This window comes from Comamonas sp. GCA5 (assembly GCF_036541385.1).
In the GTDB taxonomy this organism is placed as follows: domain Bacteria; phylum Pseudomonadota; class Gammaproteobacteria; order Burkholderiales; family Burkholderiaceae_C; genus Comamonas; species Comamonas aquatica.
In genome coordinates this window covers 1-22,233 of record NZ_JAZHFR010000060.1, presented here as the reverse complement: position 1 = coordinate 22,233, position 22,233 = coordinate 1, and the positions used below count along the sequence as shown (strand labels likewise).

The following is a 22,233-nucleotide window of genomic DNA, read 5'->3' as shown; positions in this document are numbered from 1 at the left end:
CTGATCAGCATGGCAACTCCTTGGCACGGGATTGCCATGTTGCCAGAACTGCTTGCAGTACCTCTCGGCCATGCAGCAACGGACGCTTGTTTTTAAGCAGCCAATCGTCCGGGACCCGACATTTAACCTATAAACCAATTGCGAAAGCCTGTAAAAAATTAAATGACAAAGATTGCAACTTTATAATCATCGCAAATTCTACTGTCGGCAAATGCTATATAGAATCACCTGATCATGTTAATCATATAAAAGAAATTGCAAGCAAAAACACAGAAAACAAAATTGGACTATTAATAGATCCATCAAAGTTTGAAATAAAAAATTACTTGATTTCATTGCCGTTTATCAAGAATTTAATTTAGTGGCCATACACCCAAAGCCAAACAAAAAAGATAAATTTTTTGATCTAAAAAGAGATTACCCGTCTATTTCCAAAAATTTCTCTCACGACATTTTCTTGAGTGAGAATTCTTACTCAACACAAATTAACAAAAACAAATCCATTATTAAAAATGGTTTTATATCGCGCAACAACTCAGAATATCAAGAAGAAGAGCCCTTCAGTGATTTACATTTGAAATACAATCTAGATAATTTTTCAAGATTTGGTGACTTTAACATTGTGGGAGACAGTTATTCTGAAGGTGGCGGGCCCGCATATGCAGTAGCTATACATATAACATATATTAGCCCGATTGATAATTCAATAAGAATTATTCATGCAAAATCATCTAGTAATTATGATGGAAATAATCCAGAAATAAAATACAATGAAGCAAGAATGGAGCTAATAAGAATAATTAATAGTAAAAAATACAATATAACTTTAACATCAGGCTTAAATAAAATAATCGATGATGATGCATACCATGGTTTAGGAATGTTAAAAAGATTCTGTATGGAGCATCATTTGGAATTAATTGGGAAACACATTATTTAATATCCCCTTCTACCTGCGCCGAGGCGCACAGCCTGTGGGGTGGCGTGTGTGCCCAACGGCACACACGCTTCGTAATCTGACTCGCCGCAGTTGTTTGAACGGAGCGACGCAGGAGCGTAGTGAGTTCTGCGGCGCACCCCGCAGGCGAGCACCGCAGGTTGCCCGCTTGGGTTTTGCAGCGCAAAACCAAAGGGACGCAGGTAGCAGGGTCGCCTTTCTTTTGGTTTCTTTTCTTTGGCGAAGCAAAGAAAAGGAACTCGCCCGCCGGTGCGACCAACCGGCCTCTGCAAGCAAAGCACGAGTTGTTGCCCGCAAGGGACACAACACCCCAACAAAAAGGCTTCTAACCCAAACCAGAAGGGTTAACAGCCTTTTTAGCCTCTAGCGCTTACCTAGCAAGCGCCACCAGCTATCAAAACAAAGAAAATTACTCCACCCGGAAGATACCGTTGGGCTTGAACGTCCACCCCGTGGTCTTGCCCTTGGCACCGCGCTTGCCCAGTGCGGCATTCAGCGAGCGGATCTCCAGCGATTCCTCCCGTTCCTTGCCGCCGCGGCCCACACCGGTGATGCGCACGGAGCGGGTGTAGGCAGCGGCGCCGACCAGGGCGTCCTGGTCCTCGACCTTCATCAGCTGCAGGCCGCGCCCGCCGGTCATGAGCTTGAGCTCGGACAGGGCATAGGTCAGCACGTTGCCGCTGGCCGTCAGGCAGGCGACGTGGGTGGCTTCGGCCAGTTCCACGCTGCCGTTGGTGCCGCCGATGACGGAGGGCTGGCACAGGGTTTCGCCGTCCTGGATGGTGACAAAGCCCTTGCCGCCCTTGTTGCGGGCGCACATGGACTCGACCTTGGCGATGAAGCCATAGCCGCCGCTGCCGCTGATCAGCAGTTGCGCGCTGACCGGGCCGGCGAAGTAGCTGGCGATTTTGCTGCCGGCTTCCAGGTCGATCAGGGTGTTGATGGGCTGGCCGTCGCCGCGCCCGCCCGGCAGGGTGGCCACGGGCACGCTGTAGACGCGGCCGTTGGTGCCGAAGACGATGAGCTGGTCCACGGTGCGGCATTCAAAGGTGCCCCACAGCTGGTCGCCGGCCTTGAAGCTGAAGTTGCCGGCCTCGTGGCCGTGGCCCTTGTGGGTGCGCACCCAGCCCTTGTCCGAAACGATGACGGTGACGGGTTCGTCCGGCACCTTGATCTCGGCGGTGACCTTCTTTTCTTCCTGGATGAGGGTGCGGCGCTCGTCGGCAAAGGTTTTGGCGTCGGCCTCGATCTCCTTGACCATCAGGCGCTGCAGGCTCTTGGGGTTGCCCAGGATGTCCTGCAGCTTGCCTTCTTCCTCGCGCAGCTCGTTCAGTTCCTTTTCGATCTTGATGGCTTCCAGCCGCGCCAACTGGCGCAGGCGGATTTCGAGGATGTCCTCGGCCTGGCGGTCGCTGAGGTCAAAGCGGCCGATCAGCGCGGCCTTGGGCTCTTCGCTCTCGCGGATGATGGCGATCACCTCGTCGATGTTGAGCAGCACGATCTGCCGCCCTTCGAGGATGTGGATGCGGGCCTGCACCTTCTCCAGCCGGTGCGTGGAACGGCGGGTGATGGTGGTCTGGCGGAACTCCACCCACTCCTGCAGCATCTGGCGCAGCGATTTCTGCACCGGACGGCCATCCAGGCCGATCATGGTGAGGTTGATGCTGGCGTTGCTTTCCAGGCTGGTGTGGGCCAGCAAGGTGGTGATCAGGTCCTGCTGCGGGGTCTTGCCGGTCTTGGGCTCGATCACCAGGCGCACGGGGGCGTCCTTGCTGGATTCGTCGCGCACGCCGTCCAGCACGGACAGCACGGTGGCCTTGAGCTGCTGCTGCTCCTGCGTCAGCGCCTTCTTGCCGGTCTTGACCTTGGGGTTGGAGAGTTCCTCGATCTCCTCCAGGATCTTCTGCGCCGACACGCCGGGCGGCAGCTCGTTGACCACCATCTGCCACTGGCCGCGCGCCAGCTCCTCAATACTCCAGCGCGCGCGCACCTTGAGGCTGCCGCGCCCGGTGCTGTAGGCGTTGCGGATGTCTTGCTCACTGCTGATGATCTGGCCGCCACCGGGGTAGTCGGGGCCGGGGATCAGGGCGTACAGCTCGTCGTCCGACAGGCCGGGCTGCTTGAGCAGGGCTACGCAGGCGCTGGCCACTTCGCGCAGGTTGTGGCTGGGGATTTCGGTGGCCAGGCCCACGGCAATGCCGCTGGCGCCGTTGAGCAGGGCAAACGGCAGGCGTGCGGGCAGCTGGCTGGGCTCCTGCGTGCTGCCGTCGTAGTTGGGCACGAAGTCGACCGTGCCCTCGTCGATCTCGTCGAGCAGCAGCGTGGTGATCTTGGACAGGCGTGCCTCGGTGTAGCGCATGGCGGCAGCGCCGTCACCGTCACGGCTGCCGAAGTTGCCCTGGCCGTCGATCAGCGGGTAGCGCTGGTTGAAGTCCTGGGCCATGCGCACCAGGGCGTCGTAGGCGGACTGGTCGCCGTGCGGGTGGAAGCGGCCCAGCACATCGCCCACCACGCGGGCGGATTTGACGGGCTTGGCGGCGGTGTTGTTGTTGGGGCCGGAATAGCTCAGGCCCATGCGCTCCATCGCATACAGGATGCGGCGCTGCACGGGCTTCATGCCGTCGGCCACGTCGGGCAGGGCACGGCCCTTGACCACGCTCAGCGCGTATTCCAGGTAGGCGCGCTGGGCGTACTGGCCCAGCTCCAGGGCATCACCCGAAGCCTGGGTGGAGAGGTCCAACAATGGGGTGTGTTCGCTCATGGTTTCTTGGTTGTGGCTGCGGGCACTCAGCATCTCCTCCAATGCCGGGGCCCTGCATCTGAATCGGGATCAGGGACGTGGGTGCGGGCGGTGCGCAACGCAGCGGCGCATCACCGGGCGGTGCGCCCTCGGCGGGCCGGCAGGCTGGTGCGCAGGCGCGCGCTGCGGGCCACGCTGCACACCTGCTGGGCAGGCATGTTGCACAGGGTGGAGACGCTGTCGCCGCCCCAGCGGGGCTGCAGGCTTTGGTAGAGGGTCATCACGGTTTTCACGTAATTTTGCGTTTCTTGGTAGGGCGGAATCCGGTTGCCGTAGCGCTGCACGGCCCCCTCCCCGGCGTTGTAGGCGGCCACCACCAGGTCGGTGCGGCCCGGGAACAGGGTCTGCAGGTGGCGCAGGTAGCGCGCGCCCAGCGGCACGTTGATGGCGGGGTCCTTGAGCTTTTGCTCCAGCGAGCGCTTCTTGTCGCCCTCCACGCCAAAGCGCAGGGCCGTGTCCGGGATGACCTGCATCAGCCCGATGGCACCCTTGGGCGAGACCGCCTGGGCGTTGAAGCCCGACTCCGCCGTGGCGATGGCCTTAAGCAATTGCTCGTCCACGCCATGCTGGTCGGCGGCGGCACGCAGCTGGCCGGCATGGCGCTGGTAGCCGCTGCTTTCGGCAAAGTAGCGCGCGGCGGCTTCGGGGTCGGTGTGCGTCGCCTCGGCCAGGGCACTGGCGGCCGCGCGCACGTCGACAAACAGCGGGCCGTCACCCGGGGGCAGCGGGCTGATGGAGAAGCGGTGATAGCGCTCGTCCACCTGCTCGGTGGCATAGTGCAGTTCACCCTGGAGGTCGACGAAAAACCAGGTGTCCCCTGCGGACGGCGCCGGGGTCTGTGCCTGGGCCTGCACGCTGGCCACCATGCCCAGGCCGGCCAGCGCCAGCTGGCGCAGCGCACAGCGCGCACGCGCCAGGCGGGCGCTGGGGCACAGGGCGGTCGAGGGGGTGGCGTTAGTCATCACTCACATTTAAGCACTGCGTGCGCCCTTGGCAAGCCGGACAAATCAGATATCCACCTCCACCGCGTCGCCGTGCAGCTCCATCAGCTCGCGGCGCGCGGCGGCTTCGCCCTTGCCCATCAGCTGGCCAAAGATGTGGGCCGAAGCGGCGGCATCCAGGCTGCTGACCTGCACGGGCAGCAGGCGGCGGGTGTCGGGGTTGAGCGTGGTTTCCCACAGCTGCTCGGCATTCATCTCGCCCAGGCCCTTGAAGCGGCTGATCTGGCACTTCTCGCGCGCCACGCCTTCCTTGGCGGCCTTGTCGAGGATGGCGTTCAGCTCGCCCTCGTCCAGGGCATAGACCTTGGCGGCGGGCTTCTTGCCGCGCGCCGGCACGTCCACGCGGAACAGCGGCGGCAGCGCGATGTGCACATGGCCGGCTTCGATCAGCTTGGGGAAGTGCTTGAAGAACAGGGTCAGCAGCAGCACCTGGATGTGCGAGCCATCCACGTCCGCATCGCTCAGGATGCAGATCTTGCCGTAGCGCAGGCCGGACAGGTCGGGCGTGTCCTCGGGGCCGTGGGGGTCGACGCCAATCGCCACGGAGATGTCGTGCACCTCGTTGTTGGCGAACAGGCGGTCGCGGTCCACCTCCCAGGTGTTGAGCACCTTGCCGCGCAGCGGCAGCACGGCCTGGGTGGCCTTGTCGCGGCCCATCTTGGCCGAGCCGCCGGCGGAGTCGCCCTCGACCAGGAACACCTCGTTGTCGGCAATGTCGCGGCTTTCGCAGTCGGTCAGCTTGCCGGGCAGCACGGCCACGCCGGAGCCCTTGCGCTTTTCGACCTTCTGGCCGGCCTTCTGGCGGATTTGTGCGGCCTTGATGGCCAGCTCGGCCAGTTTCTTGCCGAACTCCACATGGGCATTGAGCCACAGCTCCATGGCAGGCTTCACAAAGCCCGAGACCAGGCGCACGGCATCGCGGCTGTTGAGCTTTTCCTTGACCTGGCCCTGGAACTGCGGGTCCAGCACCTTGGCCGAGAGCACGAAGCTGGCGCGTGCGAACACGTCGTCAGGCATCAGCTTGACGCCCTTGGGCAGCAGGGCATGCAGCTCGATGAAGCTTTTGACGGCCTGGAACAGGCCATCGCGCAGGCCGCTTTCGTGCGTGCCGCCGGCGGTGGTGGGAATCAGGTTGACGTAGCTCTCGCGCATGGGCGCGCCCTGCTCGGTGAAGGCCAGGCACCAGGCGGCGCCTTCGCCTTCGCTGAAGGTGTCGCTGTGCTTGTCGGCATAGCCTTCGCCTTCGAGCAGCGGGATCACGGCGTCGGCGGTCAGCGTCTGCTCCAGGTAGTCCTTGAGGCCGCCCTTGTACTGCCACTGCTGGACGTCCTTGGTCTTTTCATTCGTCAGCGTGACGCTGACGCCGGGCATGAGCACGGCCTTGGAGCGCAGCAGGTGCACCAGCTCGCCCATGGGCAGGTGGGGGCTGTCGAAGTATTTGGCGTCGGGCCAGACGCGCACCGTGGTGCCCTGCTTGCGGTCGCCGGCCACCATGGCACGGCGGGCCAGGGGTTCGACCACATCGCCACCGGAAAACGCCAGCGTGGCGACTTCGCCGTCGCGGTGCACGGTCACTTCCAGGCGCGTGGCCAGGGCATTGGTCACGGACACGCCCACGCCGTGCAGGCCACCGGAGAAGCTGTAGGCCCCGCCGTTGCCCTTGTCGAACTTGCCGCCGGCGTGCAGGCGGGTGAAGACCAGCTCTACCACGGGGGCTTTTTCCTCGGGGTGCAGGCCAAACGGAATGCCGCGGCCATCGTCTTCCACACTGACCGAACCGTCGGTGTGCAGGGTGAGCTTGATTTTCTTGCCGAAACCGGCCAGCGCTTCGTCGGCGGCGTTGTCGATCACCTCCTGCAGGATGTGCAGGGGGTTGTCGGTGCGGGTGTACATGCCCGGGCGTTGCTTGACGGGCTCCAGGCCCTTGAGCACGCGGATCGAGCCTTCGGAATACGCGGATGCAGAAGTAGAGGGTTTAGCTGCCATGGGGGCGGATTGTAGTTCCGGCCACAGCCCAGCGCTGGATAAATTCACAGTAACCAAGACCAGACTCCGAGTCGCAAAGGCGGCATCGTGCCACCTGATGGCGGGAATATGCAATGCCTATCCCGCAGGTTGCAGCAGGTGGCGAAGCAATTCGCTACATTGCTTTCCATGCAAAACCAATCACAACAATCCATGCAGCGCCTGCCCATGCTCCAGGTGCTGCTGTGCGGGGGCATGGTCGTGACACTGGCCATGGGCATTCGGCATGGCTTCGGTCTGTGGCTGCTGCCCATCACCCAGGAAATGGGCTGGACGCGCGAGAGCTTCTCGCTGGCGATTGCCATCCAGAACCTGTCCTGGGGGGTGTTCGGCATCTTCGTGGGCATGATTGCCGACCGCATCGGCGCCTTCAAGGTGCTGATTGGCGGCGCCATCCTGTACGCGCTGGGGCTGGTGGGCATGGCGCTGTCGCCGACCACGCTGCTGTTCACCCTGACCACGGGGCTGATGATCGGGGCGGCACAGGCCGGCACCACCTATGCCGTGATCTACGGCGTGCTGGGGCGCCAGATTCCGGTGGAACGGCGCAGCTGGGCGATGGGTGTGACGGCCGCGGCCGGCTCGTTCGGCCAGTTCTTCATGGTGCCGGTGGAAGGCACGCTGATTGCCCAGTTCGGCTGGAGCAATGCGCTGCTGATCCTGGCGCTGATGGCGCTGATCATCGCCGTGCTGGCCTTCGGCCTGCGCGAGCCGGGCTTTGGCAAGGGCGCGGTGCTGCACCGCGAGCAGACGGTGGGCCAGGCCCTGAAGGAAGCCTGGACCAACCCCAGCTTCGTGCTGCTGCTGTCGGGCTATTTCGTCTGCGGCTTCCAGGTGATGTTCATCGGTGTGCACATGCCCAGCTACCTCAAGGACTTTGGCATGGCGCCGCACGTGGCCAGCATCGGCCTGGCGCTGGTGGGGCTGTTCAACATCTTCGGCACCTACCTGGCGGGCAACCTGGGCCAGAAGTACCCCATGCGCAAGCGCTACGTGCTGTCGGGCATCTACGGCCTGCGCTCGGTGGTGACGGTGCTGTTCCTGCTGGCGCCGCTGTCACCGTGGTCGGTCTATTGCTTCACCGCCGCCATGGGCTTCCTGTGGCTGTCCACGGTGCCGCTGACGAATGCCACCATCGCGCAGATCTTTGGCGTGCAGCACCTGTCGATGCTGGGCGGCTTCGTGTTCTTCAGCCACCAGATCGGCAGCTTCATGGGCGTATGGCTGGGCGGCTACCTGTACGACCAAAACGGCAATTACGACATGGTCTGGTATGTGTCGATCGCCCTGGGCATTTTTGCGGCGCTGGTGAACCTGCCCATCCGCGAGGCCAGCCTGGTGCGCAGGCCGGCCTCCGCGTAAGATGGCCAGCATGACAAGCGCCGCCCCCTCCTCCTTGCCTCTGGCGCTGCCCTGGTGGCAGCGCGCACTGATCTGGGCCTGCGTGCTGGCCGTGCTGCTGGGGGTGTTTGCCCTGTACACGCTGCCGGACTTCATGGTCACACTGGCCGGCTATATCTGGGCCTGCTTCTGAGCCTGGGCTCCCCGGCCCAGGGGGTGGGCCGGGAGTCGCCTTGTGCCCTGCTTTGTGATCACCGGTGCCTCGGAGGGCATCGGCGCTGAACTGGCCCGCCAGCTGGCCCACACCCACCAATCCCAAGTCCAACTGGTGCTGGCCGCCCGCACGGCGGCCAACCTGGCCAGCGTGGCCCAGGCCTGCCGCGAGGCCCAGGCCCAGGTGCTGGTGGTCCCCACCGACGTGTCCGACCCTACACAATGCCGCGCCCTGATCGACCAGGCCGTGCAGCAGTTTGGCGGCATCGACACCCTGATCAACAACGCCGGTGTCTCGGCCCATGCCCTGTTCTCAGACGTGCGCAGCGAAGACCTGCACTGGTACGAGAGCGTGATGCGCACCAACTTCTGGGGCAGCGTGTGGTGCACCCACGCGGCCCTGCCCCACTTGCAGGCACGGCGCGGGCGGATTGTGGCAGTGTCATCGCTGGCCGGCCTGGTGGGGGTGCCGGGGCGCACGGCCTACAGCGCCAGCAAGTTTGCGATGAACGGTTTTTTCGAGGCGCTGCGCGCGGAACTCAAGCCCCAGGGCGTCAGTGTCACCCTGGCCTACCCGGGCGTGGTGGACACCCGCATCCGCTACCACGGCTACAACGCCCGCGGGGAGGCCGCGGGCCGCAGCGGCCTGAAGGAAGAAGGTGCGATGCCGGTGGCCGAGTGCGCGCGCCTGATCCTGGCGGGCATGCAGCACCGCCAGCGCGAGGTGGTGATGACCACGCGCGGCAAGCTGGGGCGCTGGCTCAAGCTGCTGGCGCCCGGCGTGGTCGAGCGCATGGCGCTGGCCGCACTGCAGAACGACGTGCAGCCGCACTGAGCCCCGGCCAGGGCCGCGTATATTGGCGGCCTATGACTTGCTCTTCCCACGCGGCGGCCGTGACCGCTGCACCTTCCGCATGGGTCCAACGCTTTGCCCACCTGCTGCCACCTGGCGCACAGGTGCTGGATCTGGCCTGTGGCAGCGGCCGCCACGCCCGCTGGCTGGCCGCCCAGGGCCATGCTGTGACCGGCGTGGACCGCGATGCGCACGCGCTGGCCGCGTTGCCCCCGGAGGTGGACACCCTGGTCGCCGACCTGGAAAACGCCCCCTGGCCCCTGCAGGACCGCCGCTTTGACGCCGTGGTGGTGACGAACTACCTGTGGCGCCCACTGTGGCCGCAGGTGCTGGCCAGCGTCCGGCCCGGTGGGGTGCTGCTGTACGAAACCTTTGCCCAGGGCAACGCTGCCTACGGCAAGCCCTCGCGCCCCGATTTCCTGCTGGCCCCCGGTGAACTGCTGCAGGTCTGCGCTGGCTGGACCGTCGTGGCCTACGAGCACGGTCTGCTGCGCCAGCCCGAGCGCGTGGTGCAGCGCGTGGCCGCCATCGCGCCCGGTCTGACTGCATCGCCCCCCGTGGCGCTGTCCGCCTGATTGTTTGCCGCACTGGCGCCTTTTCCGCAATTGCCCCCATGCCCAATTACGCCCTGCTGCTGGCCCACGACGAACGCCCGACCGCCACCACCCTCTGGCCCACCGAACCCGGCCTCCCCGGTGCGGTCTGCGAGGGCTGGGCCGAATGGTTCAACCACACGCCGCTGCTGTTCAGCCTGCTGATGGGCGATGCACTGCACTTACCTGAGCGGGTGCCCTGCAGCTTCTATCAAGAGGCGGACAGCCTGTCGGCCCTGGCCGCACCCATGACCCAGGTGCAGGCCCGCTGGGCATGGCTCAAGCACCTGCTGGGCGCCGCGCCCGGCAACTGGCCCGCGGCGCTCGCTCAGCAATGGCAGGCGATTGACCACACCATTACCACCAGCCAGCGCCAATGGCTGCTGCTGGACTGTGCCACGCTGTGCCCGCACGACCTGGGCACCCCCGAATTTGCCGCCTTTCTACAGGTCCAGCGCGATCAATGCCTTTTATGGGATTGCAGCGCTTCCAGCCTGCCGCAAGCGCTACAAGCTTTGCAGCAGCACCCGGAACACCAGCTGGGCTGGTGGAACCCCGCCGTGCTGGCACGCACCGCCACCATCGAGCGCGCCCACAGCGACGACTGGCCCAGTTGGCTGGCCGAAGGCTACGAAGAGCGCTACTACGCGGCTTGGGAAGAAGAGATCGACGCCTACGAGGTCATGCCCCGGCGGCACCCGCGCACCGGCCAGCCTTGCCGCACCGAGGACGAGCGCGAGCACTGGCCCGTCGGCCTGGTCACCCCCTATGGCCGCTGGCTGCTGTCGCCGGAGGCCGGCGCCCACAGCGCCTTCGCCAGTGGCGGCTGCATCAACCTGGGCTATCCGCCGCAGGCCCCTGGCCAGGATGAACGCTGCGGCATTCAGGATGCGAACGGCCTGTGGCTGGTGCACCCCGACCTGGGCCACCGCGAAGCCTGGGCGTTGACCCCGCAGCTGATGCAGTCGCGCACTGCGGAGGGCCACTACGCACTGCACCGTCTGCCCGATCTGGCCTTGCTGCACAGCGGCCTGACGGCCATCGACCTGTTCCCCGACGACCAGTTGATCCGCGCCCGCCGCAGCGACGACACCGTGATGGTGCTGGATGCCTCGGGCCAGCCCCTGTTCAACAGCCCCTACGAGCATGTGCTGAACTTCAACCCCAAGAACGGACTGGCCGTGGCCTTTCAGCGCCAGTGCCCGGGCGACCGCAGCAGCCCCCTGCTTGAAGGCGTGCTGCACCGCAGCGGCACGCTGCGCGTGCCCTGCGCGTTCGCCCAGATCGAGCGGGGCTTCAACGACTCACCCCCCAAGGTCTTTCCCGGTGGCAAGCTGCTGGCCTACAGCCCCGAAGGCCAGCCCCGCGTGTTCAACACCCAGGGCCAGTTGCTGAGCGCGCCGGACCTGTGGTGTCCGCCGCTGGCCCGCACGGTCAAGAAAAACCTGCTGCTGGCCGGCGTTGGCAGCGGGCCCGAGGCCGCCATGGGCTGGTTCTCGCTCAAGGACTTCAGCTTCACCCCCACCGGGGAAACCTGGGGCGACATCACCCAGGCCTTGCGTCGCGGCCTGGAGGGAGACACCGACGTCGAAGTGCGCGTACTGCGCCGCAGCGACCTGGTCGATGCCGAAAACACGGACTGGATGCAGGGCGTGGCGCACACCCTGTGCCTGGGCGATGCCGAGGCGGCCACCGCCCTTGTCGCCACCTGGCGCGCGGCGGTCGCGCAGCCGGACCCCGATGACTTTGGCTGGGACACCGAGGACCCGGACTTCGACCCCGACCTGTTGGAGTTGTGCGGCGAGGACAACGATCTGACGCTGTACTGGCAGCACCTGCTGGCCGTGGGGCCGCAATTCGCCCACCTGGACTGGAAGGATGCCGACGGCCTGGCCGGCAGCCGCTGGCTGCCCGGTGCCCACGGCTGGCACTGGGACACCAGCACCCAGGGCCACGGCATGGAGGACGGCTTTGACAGCCTGGCACAGCACCTGGCGCCGCAGCAGCTGGCCCTGGTGCGCCTGCGCACCAGCGACGACTCGCTGCGCTTTGTCGTGGTGCGGCAGCCCGATGCCGCGGACCTGCTGGACCGCCTGGCGCAAGCCGCCGTCGATGCCTGGGTGCATGCCGCGTGAGCTGCCGCACATGCCCGGCCACGGACGGCCCTCCGTGTCAGGGCCCTTGGCCCATGCGCTGCGCTTGGTGGCGGGCGCCCAAGGGCAAACGCCCCCTGCAAAGGTCGATTGTTTTTCGCCAGGGCGGCAAAGATTTACATCAAAATAGCTAAAAACAGGGGCCCACACGTTGCCTCTGTGTCTGGCCTGTGTCCGCACTCCGAAAGCGGCTGGGTAGAATGCTTTTTTTCCCGTTTCACTTTGCGGACATGACCACTTCTTCCGTCGCCCTGCAGGGCAGCATCGTTGCCCTTGTCACACCCATGCACGCCGACGGTAGCGTCGACTACCCCAGCCTGCGCAAACTGATCGACTGGCACATTGCCGAAGGCACGAACTGTATCGGCGTGGTCGGCACCACGGGCGAGTCCCCCACGGTCAACGTGGAGGAACACTGCGAGATCATTCGCGTGGCCGTGGAGCAGGCGCAAGGTCGCGTGCCCGTGATGGCCGGCTGCGGTGCCAACAGCACCCACGAGGCGATCGAACTGGCCAAGTACGCAAAGAAGGTGGGCGCCGACAGCCAACTGCAGGTCGTGCCCTACTACAACAAGCCGACCCAGGAAGGCCAGTACCAGCACTTCAAGGCGATTGCCGAAGCCGTGGGCGACCTGCCCATGATGCTGTACAACGTGCCCGGCCGCTCCGGGGCCGACATGCTGCACGACACCGTACTGCGCCTGGCACAGATCGACAGCATCTTCGGTATCAAGGAAGCCACGGGCAACATCGAGCGCGCACAATGGCTGATCCGCGATGTGCCCCAGGGCTTTGGCGTGTACTCCGGCGATGACCCGACCGCTGTGGCCCTGATGCTGTGCGGTGGTCACGGCAACGTGTCGGTCACCGCCAACGTGGCCCCACGCCTGATGAGCGAACTGTGCGCGGCCGCGCTGGCCGGCAACATCCAGCGTGCCATGGAGATCCAGTTCCAGCTCATGCCCCTGCACAAGCACCTGTTCGTGGAAGCCAACCCCATTCCCGTCAAATGGGCCGTGGCGCGCATGGGCCATTGCGGCGGCACGCTGCGCCTGCCCATGACCGAATTGTCGGCCGCCAACCAGCCTGTGGTAGAAACCGCGCTGCGCAACGCCGGTTTGATCTGACCGGTCCTGCCTTTTGCTTTTTGCATCACCCAAGGAATTCCGCGTGAAAGTGACACAACACACCGCCCGTTTGAGCCTGATCGGCTTGGCCGTCGCACTGTCTGCCTGCTCCGTCATTGAAGAGGGCAAGATCGACTACAAGAGCGCCAAGAAGGGCAGCACGCTGGAAGTGCCGCCCGACCTGACCCAGCTCACCAAAGACACCCGCTACACCGCCAGCCCCGACCGCTCGGTCTCGGCCGTGGCGCTGCAGGCCGGTCAGGCCCAGGTGCCGACCGTGGAGCGCGCGGCCCCGCTGCAAGTGGGCGACGTCGAAATCATGCGCGATGGCGACAAGCGCTGGCTGGTCGTGAACCGTCCCGTGGACCAGCTGTGGGAACCCACCCGCGAGTTCTGGCTGGACCATGGTTTCAACCTGGCGCAGGAAAAGTCCGATCTGGGCATCATCGAGACCGAATGGGCCGAGAACCGCGCCAAGCTGCCGCAGGACATCATCCGCTCCACGCTGGGCAAGGTGTTCGACTCCCTGTACTCCACCAGCGAGCGTGACCGCTTCCGCACCCGCCTGGAGCGCCGTGCCGACGGCAAGACCGAGATCTACATCACCCACCGCGGCATGGAAGAGGTCTACAGCAACACCAACAAGGACTCGACCATCTGGCAGCCCCGCCCGGCCGATCCCGAGCTGGAAACCGAATTCCTGCGTCGCCTGATGATCAAGCTGGGCACCAGCGAAGAGCAGTCGCGCGCCCTGGTGGCCTCCAACAAGGCCGTGGCCGCACAGCCCACGGCAGCTGCCCAGATCGCCACCGTCAACGGCCTGCCGGCCCTGCAACTGAGCGAGCCCTTCGACCGTGCCTGGCGCCGTGTGGGTGTGGCCCTGGACCGCACCGGCTTCACCGTGGAAGACCGTGACCGCAGCAAGGGCCTGTACTTTGTGCGCTACGTACCGCCCAGCGCCGACAGCACCGAGAAGAAGAAGGGCTGGTTCAGCGGTTGGTTCAGCAGCAAGCCCGAGAACAAGCCCGGCCAGTACCAGATCGCCGTGCGCACCGCGGGCGAGAAGACCCAGGTCACCGTGCTGGACGCCAAGGGCCAACCCGAAACCACCCAGGCGGCACAGCGCATCGTGCGCGTAATTGCCGACGACCTGAAGTAAGCACCACCGCCGCTGGCCCCCTGGTCAGCGCCACCGACGCCAGTCCTGCGACTGGCGTTTTTTATGCGCTGCTCACACGCGCACCAAGCTTTCAAGGCATGAAAAAACCCGCTGCGCACATGCGCAGCGGGTTTTTCATTCACGCCCCAGCGGAAACCCGCTGGAGGGAGCCAATTACTTGGCTTCGATGGCGGACTTGGCAGCGTCGGCAGCAGGAGCAGCAGCGTCAGCGGCAGGAGCGGCAGCGTCAGCGGCAGGAGCGGCAGCGTCAGCGGCAGGAGCGGCTGCGGGAGCAGCAGCGTCAGCAGCAGGAGCAGCGGCTTCAGCAGCGGGAGCAGCAGGTGCTTCAGCGGCAGGAGCGGGAGCTTCCACAGCAGGGGCTGCAGGAGCAGCCACGGGAGCCTCTTCCTTCTTGCCGCAAGCGACCAAAGCAGCAGAAGCGATCACGGTAGCCAAGATGAGAGAGTTTTTCATGTCAATACCTCTAGGGGTGTAAAAAGTTGGGGGCGGCGCAGCAGACTTGCCGCAATTCCTGCCACCAATGCCGATAGCCAGCATTGGCTTCCCCTGCACAACGGTCCAGTTACAAACTTGGTTTACAGCTTTGCGCACTAAATTTGTAACAAGAACCAAATCAGCCTTCGACGCTGTCGGCCCAGCCGGCATCGACCCAGGACGACAGCAGTTCCAGGGCATCGTCGCTGAACTGCTGCACCTCGCGGCGCGACAGCTGGCGCTCATCGGCCAGCTTGCGCATCAGCTGGGCGTCCTTGCCGCCGGCCAGATAGCTTTCGCCGTTGATGAAGATGTGCTTGGCGTCGTACAGCATGCGGGTACGGCGGTTCAGGCGCACGCCTTCGATCATGCCGAAATCGTCCGCAGGCTCGAACCAGACATTCGGCTTGGGATCGCTCATGTACTCGCCCAGCGCGCGCTCCAGCGCCAGGGGTTCGGCCAGGGCCTTCTTCAGGGCCTCGCGCGCGAAATCGTACAGGTCGGCGGGGATCTCGGCAGGATGTGCCACAGCAGGCTGCTTGGGGTCCTTGTAGACCACGTCCTTGGGGCACTCGTCCGGGGCATCCGACATGCGCAGGAAGATTTCGCGCGCCATCTCGTCCTGCTTGGGCGAGCGGAAGCCGATCGAGTAGGTCATGCACTCGCCCTCGGCGATGCCGTCATGCGCCCACTTCGGGGGCAGGTACAGCATGTCGCCGGGCTCCAGCACGAACTCTTCCTCGGGCTCGAAGTTGGTCAGGATCTTCAACGGCACATCGGGCTGCAGCGAGAAGTCCTTCTGGCGGCCGATGCGCCAGCGGCGCTTGCCATGGGCCTGCAGCAGGAACACATCGTAGTTGTCGAAGTGCGGACCCACGCCACCCTGGTCAGTGGCGAAGCTGATCATCAGGTCGTCCATGCGCGCATCGGGCACAAAGCGGAACTGCTGCAGCAGCGCATGCGCCTGCTCGTTGTGCAGGTCCACGCCTTGCACCAGGGCCGTCCAGCCGGGCTTGCTCAACGCCGGCAGCTTGCGGCGCGGAAACGGGCCGTGCGAAAGCTTCCAGGCCCCACCACCCAACTGCTCGATCAGGCGTGCCTCCACGCCCTCTTCGCCCGCCAGCGCCAGCAGCTGTGCACGATTCAGGATGGGCTTGAAACCGGGGATCGCCTGGCGGATCAGCAGCGGTTTCTTGTGCCAGTAGGTGCGCATGAATTTCTCGGGCGAGATACCGCCAAGCAGCGCGATGGGAAGTGTGGTGTCCATAGGAAAGAGCGGGCAACGATTCTGTAAAGCAGCCCCTATTGTCTTATGACCGGCCCCGCGGAGCTTGACCCAGCACAGCTCAACCATGCAGGTCCACCTGATAAGGACCGGCGCACCGGTGCCCCACCTGCACCGACCGTCGGGCAGGCGCATGGCTGTAGGCCAGCGCAGACCTTATGCTTGACAGCCTCTCCCGCAAAGGATTTGCCCCATGCTCCAACCCAGCTTGCTGATGGGCGGCCAGGCCGCCACAGCCACCGGCGGCGCCAGCTTTGACCGCCACAACCCACTCGATGGCCAGGTGGCCACGCGCGCACCGGCCGCCACGCCGGACGATGCTCGGGCAGCCGTCGATGCCGCCGCCCAGGCCTTCCCCGCCTGGGCTGCCATCGGTCCGGGGGAGCGCCGTGCCCTGCTGATGCGGGCCTCGCAGGCGCTTGCGGCCAAGGGCGAGGCCATCGCGGCTGCGATGGCGGCGGAAACCGGGGCTTCCGGCCTTTGGGCAGGCTTCAACGTGCACCTGGCGGCCGACATGCTGCTGGAAGCCGCGGCACTGACCACGCAGATCAGCGGGCAGATCATCCCCTCCAACATTCCGGGCAGCGTGGCCATGGCCGTGCGCCAGCCCGCGGGCGTGGTGCTGGGGATTGCGCCATGGAATGCCCCGGTCATCCTGGCCGTGCGCGCGATTGCCACCCCGCTGGCCTGTGGCAACACCGTGGTGCTCAAGGGTTCGGAGCTGTGCCCCGCCACGCACGGGCTGGTGATTGAAGCCCTGCAGGATGCCGGCCTGCCAGCCGGTGTGGTGAATTTCGTGACCAACGCCCCGGCCGATGCCGCGGCCGTGGTCGAGGCCATGATCGCCCACCCGGCCGTGCGCCGCATCAACTTCACCGGCTCCACGCGCGTGGGCCGCCTCATCGGCCAGACTGCGGCCCGGCACCTCAAGCCCGCGATCCTGGAGCTGGGCGGCAAGGCCCCCTTCATCGTGCTGGACGATGCCGACATCCCGGCGGCCGTGGCGGGCTGCACCTTTGGCGCCTTTGCCAATTCGGGGCAGATCTGCATGTCGACCGAACGCATCATCGTGGACGCGCAGATCGCCGACGACTTCGTGGCCCGGCTCACGGCCCGCGCCCAGGCGCTGCCGCTGGGTGATCCGCGCCAGGGGCCGGTGGTGCTGGGATCGGTGGTGGACATGCACACCGTCCACCGCGCCAACGCGCTGATCGACGATGCCCTGGCCAAGGGTGCCCGGCTGCTGTGCGGCGGCAAGGCCAGCAGCACGCTGATGCCCGCCACGCTGCTGGACCATGTGACGGCCGACATGGACATCTTCCGCGAAGAGACCTTTGCGCCGGTCAAGGCCATCGTGCGGGTGCGCGGGGTCGAGCAGGCGATTGCCGTTGCCAATGACAACGAGTTTGGGCTGTCCTCGGCCGTCTACGGGCGCGAAACGGCCCGCGCCTGGCAGGTCGCGGCACGCCTGGAAACCGGCATCTGCCACATCAACGGCCCGACGGTGCACGACGAAGCCCAGATGCCGTTCGGCGGTGTCAAGGCCTCGGGCTATGGCCGCTTTGGCGGCCAGGCCGGCATCGATGCCTTCACCGAGACCCGCTGGATCACCATGCAGACCCGCGAACGCCACTACCCGTTCTGACGGGTGGCCCGGGTCTGACAATGCCCGGCACACAGCCAGACCTGGGCAGCCATGGGAAAATCCCGCCCAGTGCGCCGCCTGCGCGTCCCCCACGGGGTGCTGCGCAGCCGGCCGTTTTCTTTTTTCCTCTGCGGCACTGGCCGCACAAGGCTGCAACTCATGGACATCACCGAACAATGCGTGGTCGCGCTGACCTGGACCCTCAAAGACACCCTGGGCGATGAACTGGACGTGCTGGACGAGCCCGTGGAATTCCTCGTCGGCGGCGACGACCTGCTCAAGCGCATCGAAGAAGCCCTGCAAGGCCACACCGTGGGCGACACGCTGCAGCTGCACCTGGAGCCCGAGGACGCCTTTGGCGACTACATCGACACGCTGATCTTTCTGGAAAAGCGCGAACTCTTCCCCCAGGAACTGGAAGAGGGCATGACCTTTGAAGGCAGTGCCCTGCCGCAGGGCTGCAACCCCGAGGCCCCTAAGGATGCGCTGTACACCATCACCGAGATCTACCCCGAGCATGTGGTGCTGGACGGCAACCACCCCCTGGCCGGGATTGCCCTGCGCATCGAGATCAAGGTCGAAGCCGTGCGCGAGGCCACGGAGGAAGAAGTCGGCCGCGGCAGCGCGGGCACGGGCTTCTTCCGCATCCAGCCCCAGGCGCCGGGCAGCGACCTGCTGCACTGACCCGGTCAGCGCATCTGGAACGCCTCCTGGTGCAGGCGCCAGCCACGCTGGCGATCGGTCGCCTGGCGCACCGCCTGGCCCAGTCCGGCGGGCCCGCACAGCCAGATGTCCAGGGCCGTGCCATGCGGCACCAAGTGTTCGGGCCGCAGGCAGTCGCCCTGGGCCGCATCGTGCACCTGCAGGTGCACCGGGGGTTGCGCTTGCTCGCACAGCTGCCGCACCCGGGGTAGCACGGCATCCTGCGCCGCATTGCGGGTGCAGTAGTGCAGGTGCGCCGGTTGCAGCGCCTCGGTCTGCGCTGCACCGGGCTGCCGTGCCTCCAGCAAGGCCAGAAACGGCGTCACCCCCACGCCCCCCGCCACCCAGACCTGGGTGCGCGCCTGGGCACCCTGCCCGCCGAAATGCCCGTACGGCCCTTCGATGCGCACGGCCTGCCCCGGCTGCAGGGCCGCATGCAGGCTGCGCGTGTAGTCGCCCAGCGGCTTGATGACCAGGCGCAGCAGCGGGCGCCCATCGGGGGTGCTGCCGCAACTGCCCGGCGCACTGGCGATGGTGAAGGGGTGTGGCCCCTCCAGCCCCTCGAAACTGGCAAACACGAACTGCCCGGGCTGGTGTCCCTGCCAGGTGGTTGGCATGGCGCACAGCACTTCCAGCGGATCCCGACCGGCCACCGGTCCCAGCAGTTGCACCGCATGCACCTGCCCCCGATGGCTGTTGCGCCCACGGCCGATGCGCCCTGCCAGTGACCACAGGGCGGCGGCGCTGCCGACGCCCAGCAGCACCGCCATCAAGCCCCCCATGGGCAGGCGCCAGAACGACAGCGGCATCAACGCCAGCGTATGGAAGGCCAGCATCAGGTACAGCGCCGGCATCACGCGGTGCAGGCGGCGCCAGGGCCGATAGGGCAGCAGGCGCTGCCACAGCGTCAGCACCACCAGGGCCAGCAGGGCGTAGAAGGCCCACTCCCCCAGGTCCTTGGCGGTGCCGCGCCAATCCACGGCCCAGGCCAGGACAGCGTCGCGCGCCGGGCGCCCGGCGGTCCCCCAGACATCCTTGATCAGCCCGCTGGATTCCTTGGCCCCCCAGTGCATGACCGCCGCCACGGCGGCGCCGATGCCGGCCCATTTGTGCAGGCGGTAGACCTGGTCCATGCCGCCCAGGGGCCATTCCATCCAGCGCTGGCGCAGCGACAGCAGCATGACCAGCGACATCATGCCGATGCTCCAGACGCCGCTGAGGTACAGCGCCTGCTGGCGCAACTGCCACCAGAACGTGGGCTCCGCCACTCCAGCGCCGCCCACCCAAGGGGCCGCCACCGCCATCCACGCCAGGGTCAGCCCCAGCCACCACGCTCCGAAAGCGATCCGCACACGCATACATCCTCCTTGCTGGTTCCGATGGTACGCAGGGCGACCCCTGGCCGCCCTGCCCGTTCTCAATGCTTGACGCGGCTGCGCAGCACGGCGCCGGTGTTGCCGTCCACGTCCAGCTTCACGCGTTCGCCCTGGGCGTTGCGGGCCTTGACTTCGTAGCGGCCATCGGACCACTCCACCTCGCGCAGATCGCGGTAGCCGACGGCCTCCAGGCGGTCATACACTTGGCGGATGTTCAGTTGTGGCCCCGGGACGGTGGTCACAGCCTGGGCGGCAGGGGCCGTGGGTGCAGCTGCTGGGGCGGAAGCGGTGGTCTGGGCGATGGCGCCGGCGGCCAGACCCGCCAGCAAGGTGGCGGCGGCGAGACGGCGAACGGTGGCAAACTGCTGTGTGTACATGGTGAAGAACTCCTTGTGGGTGTGATGCAGGACCAGCACCGTGCTGGCCTGAAGTCATTCTTCAAAACCCGGGGTGAATGCATGCTGAAGCACCTGTTCATGTGCCATTCATCCCCCTGCCGGTATAAGTTTGGGGTGTTCACCTGCACGAGGAAGCATTGCCATGGTCACCCGCTCTTCACTGTCCCGCCTTCGCTGGCCCGCGCTGCTGGGCGCCTTTGCACTGGGTGGCGCGCTGTGGCTGGGCGCCGGCCTGGACCTGCCCCAGGCCCACTCCGACGAAAGCGACCACGAACTGGCGCGCCAGGCGCTGCAGCAGGGCAAGGTGCTGCCGCTGCGCACCGTGCTCGACCAGGTGGAGCGCCAGTACCAGGGGCAGGTGCTGAAAGTGGAGTTCGAGCACGACGATGGCCGCTTCATCTACAAGATGCGGCTGCTGCACCCGAATGGCCAACTGAGCAAGCTGAAGGTGGATGCGTCGACGGCCGCGTGCTCAGCGTGCGCAGAAAGGGGCAGGACTGATGCGCATCTTGGTGGTGGAAGACGAACCCACGCTGTGCACCCAGCTGGCCCAGGCCATCGAGGCCGCCGGCCACACGGTGGAGACCGCCACCGACGGCGCCACTGCACGCTACCTGGGCGAGGTCGAGGATTTCGACGCCGTGGTGCTGGACCTGGGCCTGCCCGTGGTCGACGGCCTGAGCGTGCTGCGCCACTGGCGCGCCCTGGGGCGCAGCATGCCCGTGCTGATCCTGACGGCGCGCAGCGCCTGGCACGAGAAGGTCGCCGGCATGGATGCCGGGGCTGACGACTACCTGGCCAAGCCTTTTCACATGGAAGAGCTGCTGGCCCGGCTGCGCGCCCTGCTGCGCCGCCTGTCGCCGCACAGCAGCGCCGAATGGCAGTGCGGCAGCATCCGGCTGGACACGCGCCAGGCCACGGTTTCGGTCGATGGCCAGCCGCTGGCGCTGACCAGCCACGAGTTCAAGCTGCTGTCGCTGCTGATGCAGCGCGTGGGCGAGGTGCTGTCGCGCACCGAGCTGTCGGAGCACCTGTACCCGCAGGACAGCGAACGCGACTCCAACACCATCGAAGTCTTCGTGGGCCGCCTGCGCAAGAAGCTGCCGCCCGGCAGTATCGAGACCGTGCGCGGCCTGGGTTACCGCCTGCTGCCCGTGGAAGGTGCGGCGTGAAGCTGCCACGCGCCCTGTCGCTGCGCCATGGCTCGCTGCGCAAACGCCTGCTGCTGGGCACGCTGGCCTGGATGGCTCTGGCGATGGCCGTGGCGGGCTGGGGCCTGCGCGGCCTGTTCCAGGAACACGTCAACCAGCAGTTGCAGGGAGAGCTGGTGCGCCAGCTGGACCAGCTCAGCGCCAGCGTCAACCTCGATGCCGCGCAGCGGGTGGAAGTGCTGCCCATGGCCGGGGATGCACGCCTGAACGCCCCGCTGTCCGGCCTGTACTGGCAGGTGGACCTGCTGCCCGAGCAAGGCCCGGCCCAACTGGGCGTGCTGCGCTCGCGCTCCCTGTGGGACCAGGTGCTGCCCCTGCCGCAGGACACGGCCTTTCCCGGCACCGCGCGCAGCGGCCACGCCGTGCTGCAGCTGCGCGACAGCCAGAACCACCAGCTGGTGGCCGTCAGCCGGCCGCTGCAACTGCCCGAGGCCGAAGCCCCCCTGCTGCGCCTGACCGTGGCGGCCGACCAGACCCTGGTGGCCGAGCCGGTGCAGCGCTTCACCACCATGCTGCTGGCCGCCCTGGGCACGCTGGCGCTGGGCCTGGTGGTGGCCGTTGCCGTGCAGCTGCAGCTGGCCCTGCAACCGCTGGACCTGCTGCGCCAGCGCCTGGCCACGGTGCGCACCGGTGAGGCCACCCAGCTGGACGGCCAGTTCCCCGACGAGCTGCAGCCGCTGATCAATGAGTTCAACCATGTGCTGGGGGCGAATGCCGACATCGTGCAACGCGCCCGCACCCAGGCCGGCAACCTGGCGCATGCGGTGCACACGCCGCTGAGCATCCTGGGCAACGCCGCCGCCCAGGACGACACGCCACTGGCGCGCCTGGTGCAGGAGCAGGTGGCCACGGCGCAGCGCCAGGTCGACCACCACCTGGCCCGCGCCGCGCGGCCAGG

General features: G+C 65.8%; 20 protein-coding genes and 1 pseudogene. 14 read left to right on the top strand and 7 right to left on the bottom strand.

Annotated elements, in window-relative coordinates:
* Together SJH88_RS13590 and SJH88_RS13585 are read left to right on the top strand one after the other, a co-directional pair.
* The coding region (locus tag SJH88_RS13590) for a hypothetical protein (RefSeq protein WP_274754789.1) at positions 1-362 on the top strand (362 nt) is incomplete at its 5' end.
* Entirely contained in the window at positions 362-940 is a 579-nt protein-coding gene (locus SJH88_RS13585; protein ID WP_274754788.1) for a sce7725 family protein, read from the top strand. The genes SJH88_RS13590 and SJH88_RS13585, both read left to right, overlap by 1 nt.
* Before the next feature lie 427 nt (positions 941-1,367).
* Here the strand turns inward: SJH88_RS13585 and parC are convergent, their stop codons facing one another.
* The 3 genes from parC to SJH88_RS13570 form a co-directional block, all read right to left on the bottom strand.
* A complete protein-coding gene (parC, locus tag SJH88_RS13580; protein ID WP_274754787.1) occupies positions 1,368-3,719 on the bottom strand; it encodes a DNA topoisomerase IV subunit A in 2,352 nt (783 codons plus the stop codon).
* 110 nt (positions 3,720-3,829) lie between these two features.
* Positions 3,830-4,720 carry a lytic transglycosylase domain-containing protein gene (locus SJH88_RS13575; protein ID WP_274754786.1) on the bottom strand — a complete coding sequence of 297 codons (891 nt, stop codon included), beginning with the start codon at positions 4,718-4,720 and terminating at the stop codon, positions 3,830-3,832.
* Positions 4,721-4,765: 45 nt separating this feature from the next.
* Positions 4,766-6,745: a DNA topoisomerase IV subunit B gene (locus SJH88_RS13570; protein ID WP_042415420.1), complete on the bottom strand. Its 1,980-nt coding sequence runs from the start codon at positions 6,743-6,745 to the stop codon at positions 4,766-4,768.
* 207 nt (positions 6,746-6,952) lie between these two features.
* Between SJH88_RS13570 and SJH88_RS13565 the strand changes: the two genes are divergently transcribed.
* The 7 genes from SJH88_RS13565 (at position 6,953) to bamC (ending at position 14,223) form a co-directional block, all read left to right on the top strand.
* The gene (locus SJH88_RS13565; protein ID WP_154164531.1) at positions 6,953-8,146 is read left to right on the top strand and encodes an MFS transporter; all 1,194 of its coding nucleotides are present in this window, start codon (positions 6,953-6,955) and stop codon (positions 8,144-8,146) included.
* 10 nt (positions 8,147-8,156) lie between these two features.
* Positions 8,157-8,318: a hypothetical protein gene (locus SJH88_RS13560; protein WP_183301493.1), complete on the top strand. Its 162-nt coding sequence runs from the start codon at positions 8,157-8,159 to the stop codon at positions 8,316-8,318.
* A 42-nt stretch (positions 8,319-8,360) separates the two neighbouring features.
* A complete protein-coding gene (locus SJH88_RS13555) occupies positions 8,361-9,173 on the top strand; it encodes an SDR family oxidoreductase (protein ID WP_274754785.1) in 813 nt (270 codons plus the stop codon).
* 32 nt (positions 9,174-9,205) lie between these two features.
* The gene (locus SJH88_RS13550) at positions 9,206-9,766 is read left to right on the top strand and encodes a class I SAM-dependent methyltransferase (RefSeq protein WP_154164521.1); all 561 of its coding nucleotides are present in this window, start codon (positions 9,206-9,208) and stop codon (positions 9,764-9,766) included.
* A gap of 38 nt (positions 9,767-9,804) precedes the next feature.
* Positions 9,805-11,919 (top strand): DUF6630 family protein, encoded by a 2,115-nt coding sequence (locus SJH88_RS13545; RefSeq protein ID WP_274754784.1) that lies wholly within the window; start codon positions 9,805-9,807, stop codon positions 11,917-11,919.
* 248 nt (positions 11,920-12,167) lie between these two features.
* Positions 12,168-13,064, top strand: a complete 897-nt coding sequence (gene dapA, locus SJH88_RS13540) for a 4-hydroxy-tetrahydrodipicolinate synthase (RefSeq protein ID WP_043379481.1) — start codon at positions 12,168-12,170, stop codon at positions 13,062-13,064.
* A 49-nt stretch (positions 13,065-13,113) separates the two neighbouring features.
* The gene (gene bamC, locus SJH88_RS13535) at positions 13,114-14,223 is read left to right on the top strand and encodes an outer membrane protein assembly factor BamC (RefSeq protein ID WP_042415552.1); all 1,110 of its coding nucleotides are present in this window, start codon (positions 13,114-13,116) and stop codon (positions 14,221-14,223) included.
* A 174-nt stretch (positions 14,224-14,397) separates the two neighbouring features.
* Here bamC and SJH88_RS13530 read toward each other — a convergent pair whose 3' ends face one another.
* Both SJH88_RS13530 and SJH88_RS13525 read right to left on the bottom strand, forming a co-directional pair.
* Positions 14,398-14,697, bottom strand: a complete 300-nt coding sequence (locus SJH88_RS13530; protein WP_274754783.1) for a hypothetical protein — start codon at positions 14,695-14,697, stop codon at positions 14,398-14,400.
* 160 nt (positions 14,698-14,857) lie between these two features.
* Positions 14,858-15,985: a cupin domain-containing protein gene (locus tag SJH88_RS13525; RefSeq protein ID WP_274754782.1), complete on the bottom strand. Its 1,128-nt coding sequence runs from the start codon at positions 15,983-15,985 to the stop codon at positions 14,858-14,860.
* A gap of 211 nt (positions 15,986-16,196) precedes the next feature.
* Between SJH88_RS13525 and SJH88_RS13520 the strand changes: the two genes are divergently transcribed.
* Positions 16,197-17,648, top strand: a complete 1,452-nt coding sequence (locus SJH88_RS13520; protein WP_274754781.1) for an aldehyde dehydrogenase — start codon at positions 16,197-16,199, stop codon at positions 17,646-17,648.
* Positions 17,649-17,807: 159 nt separating this feature from the next.
* Positions 17,808-18,332, top strand: a complete 525-nt coding sequence (locus SJH88_RS13515) for an FKBP-type peptidyl-prolyl cis-trans isomerase (protein ID WP_042415402.1) — start codon at positions 17,808-17,810, stop codon at positions 18,330-18,332.
* 5 nt (positions 18,333-18,337) lie between these two features.
* Here SJH88_RS13515 and SJH88_RS13510 read toward each other — a convergent pair whose 3' ends face one another.
* Together SJH88_RS13510 and SJH88_RS13505 are read right to left on the bottom strand one after the other, a co-directional pair.
* On the bottom strand, positions 18,338-19,708 hold the full coding sequence (locus SJH88_RS13510) for a ferredoxin reductase family protein (RefSeq protein ID WP_274754780.1): 1,371 nt from the start codon (positions 19,706-19,708) through the stop codon (positions 18,338-18,340).
* Positions 19,709-19,767: 59 nt separating this feature from the next.
* Entirely contained in the window at positions 19,768-20,103 is a 336-nt protein-coding gene (locus tag SJH88_RS13505; protein ID WP_274754779.1) for a PepSY domain-containing protein, read from the bottom strand.
* A gap of 163 nt (positions 20,104-20,266) precedes the next feature.
* On the opposite strand from SJH88_RS13505, the pseudogene SJH88_RS13500 reads away from it, so the two are divergent.
* From SJH88_RS13500 to SJH88_RS13490, 3 genes and pseudogenes are all read left to right on the top strand, one after another.
* A pseudogene (locus tag SJH88_RS13500) lies at positions 20,267-20,625 on the top strand (PepSY domain-containing protein).
* Positions 20,625-21,296 carry a response regulator transcription factor gene (locus SJH88_RS13495; protein WP_274754778.1) on the top strand — a complete coding sequence of 224 codons (672 nt, stop codon included), beginning with the start codon at positions 20,625-20,627 and terminating at the stop codon, positions 21,294-21,296. The pseudogene SJH88_RS13500 and the gene SJH88_RS13495 overlap by 1 nt, the downstream one beginning before the upstream one ends.
* Positions 21,293-22,233, top strand: a 941-nt coding sequence (locus tag SJH88_RS13490; protein WP_479680506.1) for a sensor histidine kinase, incomplete at its 3' end; no start/stop codon positions are given. The genes SJH88_RS13495 and SJH88_RS13490, both read left to right, overlap by 4 nt.

What these genes read in the sequence shown, in the direction of transcription:
- parC (WP_274754787.1), bottom strand. Translation starts at nt 3,719, where the DNA reads ATGAGCGAACACACCCCATTGTTGGACCTCTCCACCCAGGCTTCGGGT.
- SJH88_RS13575 (WP_274754786.1), bottom strand. Translation starts at nt 4,720, where the DNA reads ATGACTAACGCCACCCCCTCGACCGCCCTGTGCCCCAGCGCCCGCCTG.
- SJH88_RS13570 (WP_042415420.1), bottom strand. Translation starts at nt 6,745, where the DNA reads ATGGCAGCTAAACCCTCTACTTCTGCATCCGCGTATTCCGAAGGCTCG.
- SJH88_RS13565 (WP_154164531.1), top strand. Translation starts at nt 6,953, where the DNA reads ATGCTCCAGGTGCTGCTGTGCGGGGGCATGGTCGTGACACTGGCCATG.
- SJH88_RS13560 (WP_183301493.1), top strand. Translation starts at nt 8,157, where the DNA reads ATGACAAGCGCCGCCCCCTCCTCCTTGCCTCTGGCGCTGCCCTGGTGG.
- SJH88_RS13550 (WP_154164521.1), top strand. Translation starts at nt 9,206, where the DNA reads ATGACTTGCTCTTCCCACGCGGCGGCCGTGACCGCTGCACCTTCCGCA.
- SJH88_RS13545 (WP_274754784.1), top strand. Translation starts at nt 9,805, where the DNA reads ATGCCCAATTACGCCCTGCTGCTGGCCCACGACGAACGCCCGACCGCC.
- dapA (WP_043379481.1), top strand. Translation starts at nt 12,168, where the DNA reads ATGACCACTTCTTCCGTCGCCCTGCAGGGCAGCATCGTTGCCCTTGTC.
- SJH88_RS13530 (WP_274754783.1), bottom strand. Translation starts at nt 14,697, where the DNA reads ATGAAAAACTCTCTCATCTTGGCTACCGTGATCGCTTCTGCTGCTTTG.
- SJH88_RS13525 (WP_274754782.1), bottom strand. Translation starts at nt 15,985, where the DNA reads ATGGACACCACACTTCCCATCGCGCTGCTTGGCGGTATCTCGCCCGAG.
- SJH88_RS13520 (WP_274754781.1), top strand. Translation starts at nt 16,197, where the DNA reads ATGCTCCAACCCAGCTTGCTGATGGGCGGCCAGGCCGCCACAGCCACC.
- SJH88_RS13515 (WP_042415402.1), top strand. Translation starts at nt 17,808, where the DNA reads ATGGACATCACCGAACAATGCGTGGTCGCGCTGACCTGGACCCTCAAA.
- SJH88_RS13510 (WP_274754780.1), bottom strand. Translation starts at nt 19,708, where the DNA reads ATGCGTGTGCGGATCGCTTTCGGAGCGTGGTGGCTGGGGCTGACCCTG.
- SJH88_RS13505 (WP_274754779.1), bottom strand. Translation starts at nt 20,103, where the DNA reads ATGTACACACAGCAGTTTGCCACCGTTCGCCGTCTCGCCGCCGCCACC.
- SJH88_RS13495 (WP_274754778.1), top strand. Translation starts at nt 20,625, where the DNA reads ATGCGCATCTTGGTGGTGGAAGACGAACCCACGCTGTGCACCCAGCTG.